This is a genomic window from uncultured Dialister sp., assembly GCA_900314595.1.
GTDB lineage: Bacteria > Bacillota > Negativicutes > Veillonellales > Dialisteraceae > Dialister.
In genome coordinates, this window is record OMVW01000013.1 from 23,492 (window position 1) to 37,358 (window position 13,867).

Consider the following 13,867-nt stretch of genomic DNA (forward strand, 5'->3'; position numbering starts at 1 on the left):
TACCGTTTATGCACGATTGAATCATACAGTACACGAAAAGTTCACACCCATACAACGAGGTATAACCATGAAAAGCTTACTGAATAAGTCATTTCTGACCATGCTTGACTACACACCGGAGGAATTCGATTATTATCTGACTCTCGCCGCAAAGCTGAAGAAGGATAAAAAAGAAGGCAAGGAAATAAAGATGCTGAATGGCAAGAACTTTGCCCTCATTTTCGAAAAGGATTCCACCCGTACCCGGTGTGCTTTTGAAGTGGCTGCCCGGGATCAGGGCGCCGGCACCACCTATCTGGGACCTACGGGTAGCCAGATCGGCAAGAAGGAATCCATCGCCGATACGGCCAGGGTTCTGGGTTCCATGTTTGAAGCCATCGAATTCCGGGGCTATGCGCAGAGCGCAGTGGAAGAACTTTCCGCCAAGGCAGGGGTCCCCGTATGGAACGGTCTGACCGATTATGACCATCCCACCCAGACTCTCGCCAATTTCCTCACTCTGAAGGAACATTTCAAAAAGCCGCTGAACCAGGTTTCCTATGCTTACGTAGGTCACGGCCAGTCGAATATGGCCCATGCCCTCATGGCAGGCGCAGCCCTTTCCGGTATGGATTTCCGCATCATCGGGCCAAAGCAGTTCTTCCCGGAGCCGGAATTCACCGCCAAATGCGAAGAAGTGGCAAAGAAGACAGGAGCCACTTTCACCTTTACCGATGATCCCGTCGAAGGGGTGAAAGGCCTCGATGTCATTTATACCGGTGTCTGGGTGACCATGGGCGACCCCTATGAACTCTGGGGCGAGCGAATCAAACTCTTCATGCCTTATAGAATTACGATGGACATGATTAAAAATACAGGAAATCCGGATACCGTCTTCTGTCACTGCCTCCCCTCTTTCCACAATACGGAGACAAAAGTGGGAAAAGACATTTATGAACGTTTCGGCCTGGATGGCATCGAAGTGACAGATGACGTATTCGAAGCCCCCTTCTCCCTGGCTTTCCAGGAAGCGGCCAACCGGCTCCCCACCATTAAAGCAGTGATGGTAGCCACATTTGCGGAATATCCGCTGGACAATTAAGAAAGGAGAGACCATGTATGAGTAACGCGCCAAAAGTTTTCATCGTAGGAGAATCGGGGACTACGGGTCTCCGCCTTCATGACCGTCTCTCCGAAAGAAAAGATATAGAGCTCCTTCACCTCCCTGAGGAAAAGAGAAAAGATATAGAAACCATCAAAGAATTTGCCAAAGAAGCGGACCTCATGTTCCTCTGCCTGCCCGATGCGGCATCGAAGGAAATCGTGGAAGCAGTCAAGGGAATCGACATCAAAATCCTCGATACTTCCACGGCCCACAGAACGGCAGACGACTGGGTCTATGGTTTCCCGGAACTTTCGAAAGAGCAGAAAGAAGCTATTTCCAAAGCAGACAAAGTGGCCGTCCCCGGCTGCCATGCCTCGGGAGTCATTGCCATCCTCTATCCTCTGGTTCATGCGGGAATCCTTCCCATCAACTATCCCCTCCACTGCATATCGCTCACCGGTTACTCCGGCGGAGGCAAGAAAATGATCGGCGAATATGACAAAGGTGGAAATACAGGACTTCTCGCTCCCCGTCAGTACGGACTTTCCCAGAATCACAAGCATCTGCCGGAAATCATGAAAGTCTGCCACCTCTGCGAAAAGCCCCTCTTCTCACCCATCGTGGACGATTTCTATGAAGGTATGCAGGTGACCATCGGTTTCCACACCCATTTCCTCCAGCTCCCCTGCGGGCTGCCGGGAGAAATCGAAGCCGACGATTTCCAGATGATCCTGAAGAAACATTATGCAGGAGCCAAGCTCATCAAAGTTTCTCCCCTGTCTCTTGACGAAACGAACGGCCTCTTCCTTTCGGCCAATGAAAATGCAGGAAAAGACAGCATGACCATCAATGTGGCAGGAAACGATGACAGAGTGCTCGTCATTTCCTCCTTCGACAACCTCGGCAAAGGCGCCTCCGGAGCCGCCATCCAGTGCATGAATATCATGCTGGGAATGCCGGAAGAAACGGGACTGGTTCTGTAAAACAAGTGGTAAGTGGTAAGTGCAGGTGGCGCGCAGCAAATTCAAAAGCGCGCCATTTGTGAAATATAAAAAGGGGAACTCTATGAATACATCCAATGCGGTACGGGCGAAGATTCTCACCCAGGCCGTACCTTACATCAAAGAATATACAGGCACCTATGTAGTCGCAAAATACGGCGGAAATGCCATGACGGACCCGGAGCTGAAGAAATCGGTGATGCAGGATATCCTGCTCCTCCGCCTCGTAGGGGTCAATGTGATCCTCGTCCATGGAGGGGGTCCGGAAATCAATTCCATGCTGAAAAAGCTTTCCATCGAATCCCATTTCTTAAACGGCCTCAGGGTGACTGACAAAGAGACCATGGACGTGGTGCAGATGGTTTTAGCCGGCAAAGTCAATAAAAGCCTGGTAGCCGACCTGACGGCCCTCGGCGGAAAAGCAGTAGGCCTCTGCGGACTGGACGGAGGACTCATCAAAGTCCACCAGCAGGATGAAAAACTGGGCCTTGTGGGCGAAATCGATGAAATCAATACGGACCTTCTGGAAGACGTACTGGAAAGAGAATACATCCCTGTCATTTCCTCCATCGGAATCGATGAGGAAGGCCATGCCTACAATATCAATGCCGATACGGCAGCCGCCAAAATCGCAGCAGCCCTCAAGGCAGAATCCATGGTAGTCATGAGCAATATCAATGGAGTGCTGAAAGACCCGAAAGATCCCGATTCCCTCATTAAAAAAATCACCCTTTCCGATGCGGAAGCCCTGAAGGCTGACGGAACCATTGCAGGCGGCATGATTCCGAAAGTGGACTGCTGCACCCATGCGGTAGAAGAAGGGGTAAAGAAAGTTTTCATCATCAACGGGGAAATCCCCCATGCCATACTCATTGAACTGCTCACCGATGAAGGGCTGGGCACCATGTTTACGAAATAAGGAGATCCCCATGAATACCTTTGAAAAAGATTCCACATACATCGCCCATATTTACAGCAGATACCCCGTGTGCTTCGTCAGCGGGAAAGGTTCCCATCTCTATGATGACAAAGGAAAGGAATACATCGACCTGGGAAGCGGGATCGGCGTCGATATTTTCGGCATTGCCGATGAAAAATGGATGGAAGCGGTGACAAAACAGCTTCACACGCTGAACCATGTTTCCAACCTGTTCTACTCAAAGCCCATGGCCGATCTGGCCGAAATGATCTGCAAAAAGACAGGCATGGAAAAAGTCTTCTTCTCCAATTCCGGAGCCGAAGCCAATGAATGTGCCATCAAAGGGGCAAGGAAATATTCCAATGACAAGTATGGAAATGGAAGAAATACCATCGTCACCCTCATCAATTCCTTCCATGGACGGACCATGGCCACTCTGACCGCAACCGGTCAGGACGTCTTCCATCACGATTTCGACCCCTTCCTCCCGGGTTTCCTCTACACCCCGGCCAATGACCTTCCCGCATTCATCGAACTCTGCGAAAAACACCCCGAAATCTGTGCAGTCATGGTGGAAACCATCCAGGGAGAAGGAGGCGTTCACCCGCTGGAAAAGGAATTTTTCGAAGGAATCAACAAATACGCCCATGAACATGACATCCTTCTCATCGTGGATGAAGTGCAGAGCGGAAACGGCAGAACGGGCAAACTCTACGGCTATATGAATTATGACGTAGAGCCCGATATCGTTTCCACCGCCAAAGGCATCGGCGGAGGACTGCCGCTGGGGGCCACTTTCTTTAATGAAAAGACAGAAAACGTATACACCCCGGGCTCCCACGGCTCCACCTTCGGCGGAAATCCCATCGCCTGCGCAGGAGCTATTTCCATCTACCAGCGCCTCGATGACAAACTGATGGCAGAAGTCGCTGAAAAAGGAAATTTCATCAAAAAATCCTTCGAAGGAGCCAAAGGCGTCAAATCGGTGGCCGGAATGGGCCTCATGCTCGGCATCGAACCGGAAAAACCGGTAGGAACCATCATCCCCAAACTCCTCGAAAAAGGAGTCGTCGCCCTGACGGCAAAAGAAAAAATCAGACTGCTCCCGGCCCTCAATATTCCCATGGAAGATCTGGAGAAAGCGGTTTCTATCATCAAAGAAGTGCTGGCAGAGGATTGAGACATCTGTCGTGGTTCGTGGTTCATGGTATGTGGTCTGTGGTTTGTGAAGGATATGGTTCCCTTCGGGAACCAATCTCATAAAGCGGCTTCGCCGCGGGCCTATGGCCCTGCTGATGGATTGCCCCATGCCGCAGCTTCAAAGTGCGCTTAAAAGACCTCTTTCTGTGAGACTCATGGAAAGAGGTTTTCTTTGCGTTTTTTGGCAAGCCATGGAAAGGTTTAATGAAAATCTAATAAAATAAATCCTTCTTTTTGTACTATATGGACAGAGACAAGGAAAAAGGCCAGAGCCAGTCCGCTGAAAGTCCTGCATCCCGGGAAGGATGGAGGCGGAAAAGCTTACATGTAATTCCGGGTCCCTGCTGCGCAGCTTTCCATTTCCACATTATGTAAAAAACAAACGAAAATCCTTCGGTACAAACCGAAAACAACGACAAATTTCCCAATCCTGACAATGATTCACGAGGTGCATACGTTTCGCATACGATTTCTGCGGTCGATTGAACAGTCCTGAGGAAGCGGGATTGTCCCCTTCGGAAAACCCGAAAGATTTTCTATTGCCTCCAAAAAGGCCCGAGTCCCTCGGGCCTTTTTTTGCGTGGCAAAAACTCCGGCGTTCTTGAAAAAATAAAAATCCGCCAATTCCCACGCCTGTGCACAGCCCCCATAATAATTCATCGCCGCATCAGCGGCGATACCTTCCCGCACCCCGAACGCCCCGGCCGCCCCGATTTCTCGAAATTGACAGTTCAGCGGCACGCCGAGGTGGGGCTAAGACCCGAATACCGTAACTGACTCAAACCACAGTAACTGCAAAGAGACTCCATTCCTATTTCCCCGCCTGGCTAAAAAATCCCTTGACGAAAAGACGCAAATAATGCTATATTGTATCCAACTACATACAGGCGAAGATGAGAAGAGTAAGCATTCCGAAACGGTAAAGAGAGCCCCCGCCGGTGGGAACGGGCACGGAAACGATTGCTGAAGATGGCCTCTGAGCCTGCCTGCCAAACAATTAAGCAGGCCGGGAATTCCCGTTACAGATGAGAAGTATGATTGTACTTCATAAGGCTTTTCCGGCGACGGGAAAGTAAACATGGGTGGTACCGCGAACAGAATCCTTCGTCCCAGTGGGCGACGGATTTTTTTATTTCCAAAAATCATGAGGAGGAAGAAATTATGAACTTCAAAAAGGCAATCATCGCATCTCTCGCAGCCGTTACCGCTGTAGGTTTTATCGCAGGCTGCGGAGACCAGAAAGCACCGGCCAAGTCCGCTGCCGCATCCGCTTCCAAAGCAGCCACCATTAAAGTCGGCGTATCCCCCGTTCCCCACGGCGAAATCCTTGCTTCCGTCAAAGACCAGCTGGCTAAAGAAGGAGTCAACGTGGAAATCGTCGAATTCACCGACTATGTACAGCCGAACCTGGCCCTCAACGATAAATCCCTGGATGCCAACTATTTCCAGCATAAACCGTACCTGGATGAATTCTGCAAGGCAAGAGGCCTGAAGCTCGTTTCCATCGGCCAGGTCCACCTCGAACCGATGGGCGTTTACTCCTCCAAACTGAAGGATATCAAAGCCCTGCCGGACGGCGCTCATGTAGCCATCCCGAACGACCCCACCAATGGCGGCCGTGCCCTCCTCGTCCTCCAGTCCGCAGGACTCATCAAACTGAGAGACGGCGCACCGATCACCGCTACCCCGCAGGACATCGCTTCCAACCCGAAGAACCTGAAATTCTCTGAACTGGAAGCTCCGCAGCTCCCGAGAGCCCTGGAAGATGCCGATATCGCCGTCATCAACATGAACTTCGCCCTGGAAGCCAAACTGGATCCGAAGAACGCCATCTACATGGAAGGCTCCACCTCTCCATATGCTAACGTCGTAGCCGTACGCGAAGGCGACGAAAAACGTCCGGAACTCCAGAAACTCATGAAAGCCCTGAACAGCAAAGAAGCCAAAGATTTCATCGAAAAGAAATACAAAGGCTCCGTCAAGGCAGCATTCTGATTTTTTAGAAATAAAAGCATCTCTCTTTGGAGAGGTGCTTTTTTCGTGGGAAAAATGGGAGGGAACGGGTAATAGATAATGGCTGAATCCCGAAAGGAAACTCTCTTGCAGGAAACCGGACATTTTGTTAATGGGTGATTGACCGCAGGCTTCATTCCGAAAGGAAACCCTCTTCCAGGAAACCGGACATTTTGTTAATGGGTGATTGGCCGAGAGCTTCATTCCGAAAGGAAACTCTCTTGCGGGAAACCGGACATTGGGGTTAATAGGCGATTGACCGCAAACTTCATTTTGGAAGGAAACTCTATTGCAGGAAACTGTACATTGAGGTTAATGGGTGATTGGCCGCAAACTTCATTTTGGAAGGAAACTCTATTGCAGGAAACTGTACATTTTGTTAATGGGTGATTGGCCGAAAGCTTCATTCCGAAAGGAAACTCTCTTGCAGGAAACCGGACATTTTGTTAATGGGTGATTGGCCTAAAGATGCGAAGTAGATGATGGGGCTGACTGACGAAAAATTTCCTGGACAATTGCCTCTATCCAAAAGCGGGAAGGCTCCCCTCGCGAGGGGAGCTGTCACGAAGTGACTGCGGGGACGGCCTGTACCTATGAGAAAAAACTCAGCCGGCACCATCGGGAGCCAAAGGCCCCATATATACTCTGCGGCCGTCAGGCCGCCACCTTCACGAATCACGAACCACGACCCACGAATCACGACCACGACAAATGACAAAAATCGTAGGCCAGGACAGTTTCGCCCCCATATATACTTTCGCCGCAAAGCGGCGCACCTTCCCGACAGCCCCGATCATCCCCGAGATTCCCGACAATCCCGATTCAAAAGTTTTATCATTTGCTTGTTATCACTTGCTTAAAATATTAAACTATTTAAGCAATCCCACCCCCTCCCCTTGTAATTTCCGTATTTTATGTTACACTATGGATAATAATGAACATTTAGTACAATAACGAACGGAGAAATCATGGACCGCAGACAGCAGAAAACAAGGGCCGCCATTTTCAATGCGTTCAGCGCCCTCTTGTCGGAAGAACCCTACTCAAAAATCACCATCCAGGAAATCATCGACCGTGCCAATATCGGCCGGTCCACATTTTATGCCCATTTCGAGACGAAGGACAGCCTTCTGGCCGAAATGTGCCGTGAACTTTTCGACCATATCATCGAAGGCGTGCTGAATGACAATATGCCCAGCGACATGCACTTCGCGCCGGGCGTCCGGGACCCCGTCTTCTGCCACCTGCTCCAGCACATCAAGGCCAATACGAACCACGTCCATGACCTTCTCATTTCCGAAAGCAGCGATATCTTCATGCGCTTCTTCAAGATGGCTTTGACGAAACTGATTTCCACCTACGTCCTCACCGATGGAGAACCCACCTGCGGCGTGCCGAGAGCCTTCCTCCTGAACCACATCACCGGAGCCTTCGTGGAAATGGTCCAGTGGTGGGTCAGACGCGACATGAAAGAAAGCCCCGAAGAACTGGACCGCTGCTTCCAGGCAGTGATTAATCCGCTGTTATAAATTTGCTGTTTCAACTCTATATAGAAAGGCAGCTTCCTGTGCGGGGAGCTGTCTTTTTAGTTCATAGTGAGCAGCTCGCAGTTCACGGGAGGTCATTCCGTGTAAAAAGCTGTACATCGGGGTTAATGGTTAATCGTCGGGCGGCTTTGTTCCTAAAGGAAACTGTCTTACGGGAAACTGTACATTGAGGTTAATAGTTAATCACCGGGCGGCTTTAGTCCAAAAGGAAACTGTCACACTGGAAAACTGTGCATTGGGGTTAATGGTTAATGGCCAAAAGATGTGAAGCAGATGATGGGCTGACTGACGAAAGATTCCGGGACAATTGCCTCTATCGGTACGCGAAAAGGCTCCCCTCGCGAGGGGAGCTGTCACGAAGTGACTGAGGGGACGGCCTGCACATATGAGAAAAAATTCAGCCGGCACAATCGGGAGCCAAAGGCCCCATATATACTCTGCGGCCGTCAGGCCGCCACCTTCACGGGCCACGGAGCACGGACCACGACTGGGATAGATATAAAAGTCGGTCATCACCTGTATGAGCCAGGGCCCCATACATACTTCGCCCGTCAGGGTACACCTTCACGAATCACGAACCACGAACCACGACCCACGAATCACGACCCACGAATCACGACCACGACAAATGACAAAAACCGTAGGCCAGGACAGTTTCTCCCCCCCATATATACTTTCGCCGCGAAGCGGCGCACCTTCCCGACTACCCCGAGATTCCCGATAACCCCGACATCCCCGATTCAAAAGTTGCTTCACCTCCAGCTTCCTTTTCAATGTATAATCTGCTCTGCCAGAATCTCCATATATACTCCGCCCGCAGGGCGCACCTTCACGAATCACGAACCACGAATCACGACTATGCCCGATGACACAAATCGTAAAAATCGATGATGACCAACCCCCATATTTCCCCTTCCCTGACGGCCGATTTTACGCTATAATGATAAAAATATAACAGGTTTTGCCCAATGAGAAAGAGGGGCTTGACCCTTTGTTGAAAAAGGTGTATAGTATCCTTTAACCATCAATCTGTTATTGAAATTTTTCTATTTAAGGAGGAAATAATGGCAACCTACATCAATGAACCGGCACATACCTTTAATGAATACCTTCTCATCCCGGGTTATTCCGGAACCAACTGCATTCCTGCAAATGTTTCCCTGAAAACCCCGCTGGTTAAATTCAAAAAAGGTGAAAAGCCGGCCATTACCCTGAACATCCCTATGGTTTCTGCTATCATGCAGGCCGTATCCGGTGAAAAACTGGCCGTAGAACTGGCCAGAAACGGCGGCGTTTCTTTTATCTATGGTTCCCAGACTCCTGAAGAAGAAGCAGCCATGGTTGCCAGAGTCAAAGCAAAGAAAGCAGGCTTCGTGCCCAGCGATTCCAACCTTTCCCCTGAAAATACCCTCGCTGATGTCCTCGCACTGAAGAGAAAGACCGGTCATTCCACCATTGCCATTACCGAAGACGGCACGGCAAACGGCAAACTGGTCGGCATCGTTTCCAGCCGTGACTATCGCGTGAGCCGCATGAATATTTCCGAAAAGGTCAAATTCTTCATGACCCCGGTAGACAAGCTGGTCAAGGCTAAATACGGCATCTCCCTTTCCGAAGCCAATGACCTGATCTGGGACAAAAAGATCAATTCCCTGCCAGTCCTCTATGAAGACGGCCGTCTCTATGGTTTCGTATTCCGCAAAGACTACGATTCCCATCAGGAAAACCCGAATGAACTGCTGGACGACCAGAAACGTTTCATCGTAGGTGCAGGCATCAATTCCCGCGATTATGAAGAACGGGTTCCGAAACTGGTAGAAGCAGGAGCAGACGTACTCTGCATCGATTCCTCCGAAGGCTTCTCCGAATGGCAGAAGATCACCCTGAACTGGATTCATAAGAAATACAATGGCAAAGTCAGAGTCGGCGCAGGCAATGTAGTCGACCGTGACGGATTCCTGTTCCTCGCCAGAGCAGGCGCAGATTTCGTCAAAGTAGGTATCGGCGGCGGCTCTATCTGCATTACCCGTGAAACAAAGGGTATCGGCCGCGGCCAGGCCACTGCCCTCATCGAAGTATGCCAGGCCAGAGATGAATATTTCAAGGAAACCGGCATTTACGTACCGGTATGCTCCGACGGCGGTATTGTTTATGATCACCACATCACCCTGGCTCTTGCCATGGGCGCAGATTTCGTCATGCTGGGCCGCTACTTCGCCCGTTTCGAAGAATCCCCGTCCCAGAAGAGAACCGTCAACGGCATGGTGGTCAAGGAATACTGGGGCGAAGGTTCCAACCGTGCAAGAAACTGGGGACGCTACGATCTGGACGGCTCCAAGAAACTGGCCTTCGAAGAAGGCGTTGACTCCTACGTTCCTTACGCCGGTCCGCTGAAAGAAAACGTGGAAAAGACCTGCGCAAAGATCAAAGCCACCATGTGCAACTGCGGTGCAGTCACCATTCCTGAACTCCAGCAGAAGGCAAAACTCACCCTCGTCTCCGCAACCTCCATCGTAGAAGGCGGCGCACATGACGTTATCCGGAAAGAAAAAGACGGCTCCGACCGCTGATTTTCCTCACCAAAAATGTAAAAAAGCTGTGGAAACAGAAAAATCCTGTTTCCACAGCTTTTTTGATGGCCGCTGCTTTGCCGCTGTTTTTCTATGATCTTACCTGCCCACGGCCAGCAGGGATATCCACCGGTAGGCCTTCTTATATATCAGAAGGAAAAGACCCACTTCCATAGGGAAACAGATCAGATTCTTGATCAGTCGTCCCAGAAAAATGGCAGAAGCCGCCTTGTCATAGTAAAGTACTAGCCACAGGGTATTAAGCCCCAGGTGGATCAAGACCATAATGACAAGGAACGGAATACACACATAGGGAAAGGTGATTTTCCTTCTGTAGAAGAAATAGCCGAAAATGAAGCCTGTAAGGAAATCGGACAGGGTAAAGCCGGGGAAAAATATGCTTGTCCCCACAAGAGCCGTGCCGATCAGGTTATCCAGCGCCCCCACCAGCCCCGCTTTCCATGGCCCATAGAGGGCCCCTGCCAGAGCCAGGGGCAGGAAACCGAAGGTAATCCTCACAAAAGGTGTCTGTATGGCAAAGACATAGGACAGAAGCACTGCCAGTGCCGTAAGAATTCCCAGAACCACCATTTCCTTTTCTCTATTTTTATGCATTATAAAAAGACCTCCTTCATGCAGAGCTGCATGGAAAGGGGTCTCCATGCAGCAGCGGGATGCAGCACAGGCACCGCAAGCTTCTGCTTTTCGTCCGGATGACAACTCCCCGTTCATCCGGCACTGGAGGAAAAGGACCAGCCTTTTCCTGCGCACCTGCACTTACTCTGCTAACTTATAAATTGGATACAGTATATCACTGCAGTGGAAAAATTGCAATCAAAAAAGCCGCCCCTAAGGCAGCTTTTTGATTAGTTACGCCATGGATTAATAAAGTTTGGCACCGGCAGGGATATGACGGTCTACCATGAGGAGGTGAAGCTTTTCTTCCCCTTCTTCTTTATGAATGGCAGAGAGGAGCATGCCGCAGGAGTCGATGCCCATCATCTTTCTTGGCGGCAGGTTCACGATGGCAATCAGTGTCTTTCCTACCAGTTCTTCCGGTTCATAGTAGGCATGAATGCCGGAGAGAATGATGCGGTCTTCTCCTGTGCCGTCGTCCAGAGTGAACTTCAGGAGCTTCTTGCTCTTGGGCACTGCTTCGCAGGCCTTGACTTTGACAGCGCGGAAATCAGACTTGCTGAAGGTATCAAAATCCACATAGTCCTTGAAGAGCGGTTCGATTTCTACTTTGGAGAAGTCGATAGGTTCATCATCTGCTTCTTTGGCCAGTCTTTCAGCTTCCTGGGCCGTCTTCTTTTCCAGTGCTGTTTCCGGTTTCATGGCCGGGAAGAGGAGGACGTCGCGGATAGAAGCGGAGTTGGTCATAAGCATGAAGAGACGGTCGAGGCCGATGCCCAGTCCACCGGTTGGCGGCATGCCGTATTCCAGAGCGGTCAGGAAATCTTCATCAATCGGATGCGCTTCGTCGTCGCCGTGCTTTCTTTCCTCCACCTGCAGTTCGAACCGTTTTCTCTGGTCAATGGGATCATTTAATTCGGAGAAGCCATTTGCCAGTTCGCGGCCATAAATGTAGGATTCGAAACGGATGGTGTAGCGCGGATCTTTCGGGTCCAGTTTGGAGAGAGGAGATACTTCGATCGGATGCTTTGTGATATGCACCGGCTGAATCAGGTGTTCTTCCACATAGGCATCAAAGCATTCGGAAAGAATCTTGCCGAAGCCGTCGTATTCGCCGTATTCCACATGGAGCTTGTCTGCAATGGCTCTGGCGTCTTCGATGGTCTGGCAGGCATCAAAGTCTTCGCCGGTGTATTTTTTCACAGCTTCAGCCATGGTAAGCCGCGGCCATGGCGGAGTAACGTCGATTTCCGTATCTTCATAGGTAAATTTCATGGAACCGTAGGAAGCCATAGCGCAGGCAGCCACGATCTGTTCTGTCTGGTTAATGACATCTTCGATATCACCATAGGCCTGGTAAGTTTCGATGGCAGTGAATTCCGGATTATGACGGGTGTCCATGCCTTCATTTCTGAAGTTTCTGGTAATTTCAAAAATCCGTTCATAGCCGCCGACCAGCAGTCTCTTCAGGTACAGTTCCGGGGCAATGCGCAGGTACATGGTCATATCCAGGGCATTGAAATGGGTAGTGAAGGGTTTTGCATTGGCTCCGCCGTAAAGAGGCTGGAGTACCGGGGTTTCCACTTCCAGGAAACCATTGTCCGTGTACCATTTGCGGATAGCGCCCATCATGGCCGCTCTCTTGATGAAGGTTTCGCGGACTTCCGGATTCATGATGAGATCCAGGTATCTCTGGCGATAGCGCTGTTCCTTGTCAGTGAGGCCATGCCATTTTTCCGGCAGCGGACGGAGGGACTTGGAGAGCATTTCGAAATGGAGGACCCTGACGGTGAGTTCTCCGGTATGGGTGGTGAAGACAGTGCCTTCCACGCCCAGGATATCACCGATATCTACCAGTTTGAAAAGAGCCCATTCATTTTCCGGCAGTTCATCTCTTCTGAAATAAATCTGCATATCACCGCTCTGGTCGCGAAGCACGCAGAAAGCGGTCTTGCCCTGGCCGCGGCGGATCATGAGACGGCCGGCAATGCGAACGCGGGTTTCTTCTTTTTCCAGCTGCTCTGCATGGACGCGGATATCGGACGCATGATGGTCCCAGGCAAATTTATGGCCGTAAGGCTCTACGCCGAGGGCACGGATTTTTTCCAGCTTTTCGCGGCGGATGAGCATCTGATCATTCAGCTTCGGTCCCTGCTGGTTCTGATTCTGTTTCTCTGTCATTCCTTAACCTCATTTCCAAAGCATGAAGAATCATTCTTCAATGCTGACAATTTTGTACTTCAGGAGTCCCACGGGCGCTTCGACTTCCACAATCTGGCCCACCTTGGCGCCCACAAGGGCACGGCCTACAGGGGATTCATTGGAAATCAGTCCTTTGAAGGGATCCGATTCGGTAGAGCCGACGATCTTCACCGTCATCCGGCTGCCGTCTTCCGTATCTTCGATTACCACAGTGGAACCTACGTCGATGCGGTTTTTGGATTTATTTTCAATCACCTTGGCAGTACGGATCTTCTGTTCCAGATCGCTGATTTCACCTTCCAGAAATGCCTGGGCATTCTTTGCTTCATCATATTCGGAGTTTTCAGAAAGGTCGCCCATGGCGATAGCTTCCTTCAGGCGCTGAGCTACTTCCGCACGTTTGGTGGAACGGAGATAGTCCAGTCTCTCCTTCATTTTTTCAAGGCCTTCTTTAGTGACCAGAGTACTCTGCACTTCTGCCATAATTGCTCTCTCCTTTTTATTATTAATATATACCTATATAACGGTTTCAAAAACAGGTCTGTTTAATAGTATAAAACAGATTCGAAAGGGATGTCAATGATTTGATTCGAAAGGGTAAGTGTCAAGTTTTCCTCGGTAATTCATTTGACTGTCGATGATTACTATCTCCGTGGCTTCGGTTTTATCAGTATTTCTGTATAGCTCTGGCCAGT

10 protein-coding genes, 1 riboswitch and 1 other annotated feature are annotated in these 13,867 nt (G+C 50.2%); of the genes, 7 read left to right on the forward strand and 3 right to left on the reverse strand.

All coding sequences use genetic code 11. From position 1 onward, the window contains the following. Positions 1-67 precede the first annotated feature (67 nt). The 7 genes from argF (at position 68) to QZN42_RS05325 (ending at position 10,334) form a co-directional block, all read left to right on the forward strand. Positions 68-1,081 carry an ornithine carbamoyltransferase gene (gene argF / locus QZN42_RS05295; RefSeq protein WP_296954936.1) on the forward strand — a complete coding sequence of 338 codons (1,014 nt, stop codon included), beginning with the start codon at positions 68-70 and terminating at the stop codon, positions 1,079-1,081. 17 nt (positions 1,082-1,098) lie between these two features. Continuing rightward, positions 1,099-2,067, forward strand: coding sequence for an N-acetyl-gamma-glutamyl-phosphate reductase (gene argC, locus QZN42_RS05300; RefSeq protein ID WP_296954938.1), 969 nt, complete (start codon positions 1,099-1,101; stop codon positions 2,065-2,067). A gap of 82 nt (positions 2,068-2,149) precedes the next feature. Beyond that, positions 2,150-3,004, forward strand: coding sequence for an acetylglutamate kinase (gene argB, locus QZN42_RS05305; protein WP_296954940.1), 855 nt, complete (start codon positions 2,150-2,152; stop codon positions 3,002-3,004). Positions 3,005-3,014: 10 nt separating this feature from the next. Further along, the gene (locus QZN42_RS05310) at positions 3,015-4,184 is read left to right on the forward strand and encodes an acetylornithine/succinylornithine family transaminase (RefSeq protein WP_296954942.1); all 1,170 of its coding nucleotides are present in this window, start codon (positions 3,015-3,017) and stop codon (positions 4,182-4,184) included. A gap of 901 nt (positions 4,185-5,085) precedes the next feature. Continuing rightward, positions 5,086-5,319: a binding site (T-box leader), on the forward strand. Between the two features lie 46 nt (positions 5,320-5,365). Beyond that, positions 5,366-6,199, forward strand: coding sequence for a MetQ/NlpA family ABC transporter substrate-binding protein (locus QZN42_RS05315; protein ID WP_296954944.1), 834 nt, complete (start codon positions 5,366-5,368; stop codon positions 6,197-6,199). A gap of 986 nt (positions 6,200-7,185) precedes the next feature. After that, positions 7,186-7,746, forward strand: a complete 561-nt coding sequence (locus QZN42_RS05320; RefSeq protein ID WP_296954947.1) for a TetR/AcrR family transcriptional regulator — start codon at positions 7,186-7,188, stop codon at positions 7,744-7,746. Between the two features lie 1,082 nt (positions 7,747-8,828). Beyond that, positions 8,829-10,334, forward strand: a complete 1,506-nt coding sequence (locus tag QZN42_RS05325; protein WP_296954948.1) for an IMP dehydrogenase — start codon at positions 8,829-8,831, stop codon at positions 10,332-10,334. Between the two features lie 99 nt (positions 10,335-10,433). Here QZN42_RS05325 and QZN42_RS05330 read toward each other — a convergent pair whose 3' ends face one another. The 3 genes from QZN42_RS05330 to greA form a co-directional block, all read right to left on the reverse strand. Then, entirely contained in the window at positions 10,434-10,949 is a 516-nt protein-coding gene (locus QZN42_RS05330) for a folate family ECF transporter S component (protein ID WP_296954950.1), read from the reverse strand. Between the two features lie 50 nt (positions 10,950-10,999). After that, positions 11,000-11,121: riboswitch (THF riboswitch) on the reverse strand. 95 nt (positions 11,122-11,216) lie between these two features. Next, the gene (gene lysS, locus QZN42_RS05335) at positions 11,217-13,151 is read right to left on the reverse strand and encodes a lysine--tRNA ligase (RefSeq protein ID WP_296954952.1); all 1,935 of its coding nucleotides are present in this window, start codon (positions 13,149-13,151) and stop codon (positions 11,217-11,219) included. 30 nt (positions 13,152-13,181) lie between these two features. After that, positions 13,182-13,655 carry a transcription elongation factor GreA gene (gene greA / locus QZN42_RS05340; protein WP_296954954.1) on the reverse strand — a complete coding sequence of 158 codons (474 nt, stop codon included), beginning with the start codon at positions 13,653-13,655 and terminating at the stop codon, positions 13,182-13,184. Between the last annotated feature and the right edge of the window lie 212 nt (positions 13,656-13,867).